At 68.6% G+C, this 2585-nt stretch carries 2 protein-coding genes; both read left to right on the top strand.

What is annotated here, in order from left to right; translation table 11 throughout:
* The coding region (locus tag AB0O00_RS35240) for an oleate hydratase (protein WP_363658786.1) at positions 1-1615 on the top strand (1615 nt) is incomplete at its 5' end.
* Between the two features lie 72 nt (positions 1616-1687).
* Positions 1688-2473, top strand: coding sequence for a hypothetical protein (locus AB0O00_RS35235; protein ID WP_363658785.1), 786 nt, complete (start codon positions 1688-1690; stop codon positions 2471-2473).
* The last annotated feature ends 112 nt before the right edge of the window (positions 2474-2585 follow it).

The following is a 2585-nucleotide window of genomic DNA, read 5'->3' as shown; positions in this document are numbered from 1 at the left end:
GATCACCGTGCTGGAGCGGCTGCGGCTGCCGGGCGGGGCGCTGGACGGGATCAAGGAGCCGAAGAAGGGGTTCGTGATCCGCGGCGGGCGCGAGATGGAGAACCACTTCGAGTGCCTGTGGGACCTGTACCGGTCGATCCCCTCGATCGAGGTCGAGGGCGCGAGCGTCCTCGATGAGTTCTACTGGCTCAACAAGGACGACCCGAACTCCTCGCTCCAGCGCGCCACCGTCAACCGCGGCCAGGACGCCCGCACCGACGGTCTGTTCACGCTCACCGACCGCGCGCAGAAGGACATCGCCCGGGTGTTCCTCGCCACGCGCGAGGAGATGGCGGACAAGCGGATCGACGAGGTGTTCTCCGCCGAGTTCCTCGCGAGCAACTTCTGGCTGTACTGGCGCACGATGTTCGCGTTCGAGGAGTGGCACAGCGCCCTGGAGATGAAGCTGTACCTGCACCGCTTCATCCACCACATCGGCGGCCTGCCCGACTTCTCCGCCCTCAAGTTCACCAAGTACAACCAGTACGAGTCGCTGGTGCTGCCCCTCTACCGGTGGCTCCTCGACCAGGGCGTCGAGTTCCGCTTCGACACCGAGGTCACGGACGTCGACTTCGCGATCGAGGCCGGCCGCAAGCAGGCCACCCGCGTCCACTGGACGTCCGGGGGTGCCCCGGGCGGTGTGGACCTCGGGCCGGACGACCTGCTCTTCATGACGATCGGCTCGCTGGTCGAGAACTCCGACGAGGGCGACCACCACACCGCCGCGAAGCTGAACACCGGCCGGGCCCCGGCCTGGGACCTGTGGCGCCGGATCGCCGCCAAGGACCCGGAGTTCGGGCACCCGGACGTGTTCGGCGCGCACATCCCGCAGACCAAGTGGGAGTCGGCCACCGTCACGACGCTCGACCACCGCATCCCGGAGTACATCCAGAAGGTCTGCAAGCGCGACCCGTTCAGCGGCCGCGTCGTCACCGGCGGGATCGTCACCGTGCGCGATTCGAGCTGGCTGCTGAGCTGGACGGTCAACCGCCAGCCGCACTTCAAGCAGCAGCCCAGGGACCGGATCGTGGTGTGGGTGTACTCGCTGTTCGTCGACCGGCCCGGCGACTTCGTCGCGAAGCCGATGCAGGAGTGCACGGGCGAGGAGATCACCCGGGAGTGGCTCTACCACCTCGGCGTCCCCGAGCACGAGATCCCCGAGCTCGCCGCGAACGCCGCCACGTGCGTGCCGGTGATGATGCCCTACGTCACGTCGTTCTTCATGCCGCGCAAGGCCGGCGACCGCCCGGACGTCGTCCCGCAGGGCTCGGTGAACTTCGCGTTCATCGGGCAGTTCGCGGAGACCACGCGCGACTGCATCTTCACCACCGAGTACTCCGTCCGCACCGGCATGGAAGCGGCCTACCGGCTCCTCGGCGTCGAGCGGGCCGTACCGGAGGTCTTCGGTTCGACGTACGACGTCCGCGCGCTGCTCGCCGCCGTCAGCCGGTTGTTGCGGGACGGCGACGCGCTGCACCTGCCGGGGCCCGAGGCCCTGCGGCGCAGGCTGCTGAAGCGGCTCGATGCCACCGAGATCGGTCAACTGCTCACGGAGTCTGGCCTGTTGCCGGAGTAATGGCACGAAGCGCCGCACCCGCCACCGCCTGCGCCCGGTAGTCTCAGCCTGTCTCGATTGGAAGGCATGTCCATGGCCAGGCTGATACTTCTGCTCATCGCGTTCGCCGTCCTGTTCTCCGTCTTCGGGTTCCAGGGCGGCAACCCCTTCGTCGGCGTGCTGTTCGCCGCCGTGGCGGCGGCCCCGGTCGCCTACTTCGCGTACGCGGCCGTCCGCAGGAAGGGCGGGCCGTCGGACAGGAGGCCGACGTCGGCGCAGCGGCGGCGCCGCACGTGGGCGCTGCGGGTGGTCGCGCTCGCGATGGTGGGGGCGATCGGGTACGGCGGCTACTGGGTGGTCTTCGAACCGCACCGGAGCAACAGGGCGTTGCACAGCCTGACGGACTTCGAGGACGGCTGCGGGGGCGCGTTCGCGCGCAAGTACTTCCCGCAGGCCGCCGAGCACACCGGTCCGGGCCCGCACCCGGTGGCGATGTTCGGCATGCGCGACAACGGCGAGACCGATCTGGTCGATCCGCCGTCCGGCTACCCGCCCGCGAACACGTCGGACTACTGGAGCGGGAGCCGGCTCGAACCAAGCCGGGTGCAGCTGATCGCCTGTCTCGATGAGCCGGACGAAGGCGAGTTCGTGACGACCTGCCAGTTCACGACGGACTCGCTCAAGCTCTACCGGGGTGTCTACAGCGTCGCCGTCTACGAGGCCCGGACGGGCAAGAAGCTCGGCAATGAACGGCTGTTGGGCGGCACGAAGCCGGACTGCCCGGGCATGATCTTCCTGAAGAAGAGCGTCGACAAGCTTCACACCAAGCCCGAATTCGCGGACTACCAGCAGGTGTTGAAGAAGTACGTCGAGCAGTAGCGGGAGAGAGCGAGGGCCCCCGGAGAAGAGCGAAGCCTCCGGAGAGAGCGAGGCCCCCGGGGACGGTGCTCCCGGGGGCCTCGTGCTCGGTGGTACGCTGCCGGACGTCAGC

The sequence above is a fragment of the Kitasatospora sp. NPDC093558 genome, assembly GCF_040683475.1.
GTDB lineage: Bacteria > Actinomycetota > Actinomycetes > Streptomycetales > Streptomycetaceae > Kitasatospora.
The sequence above is the reverse complement of the archived record's forward strand: the minus strand, read 5'-3'. Positions and strand labels throughout refer to the sequence as shown.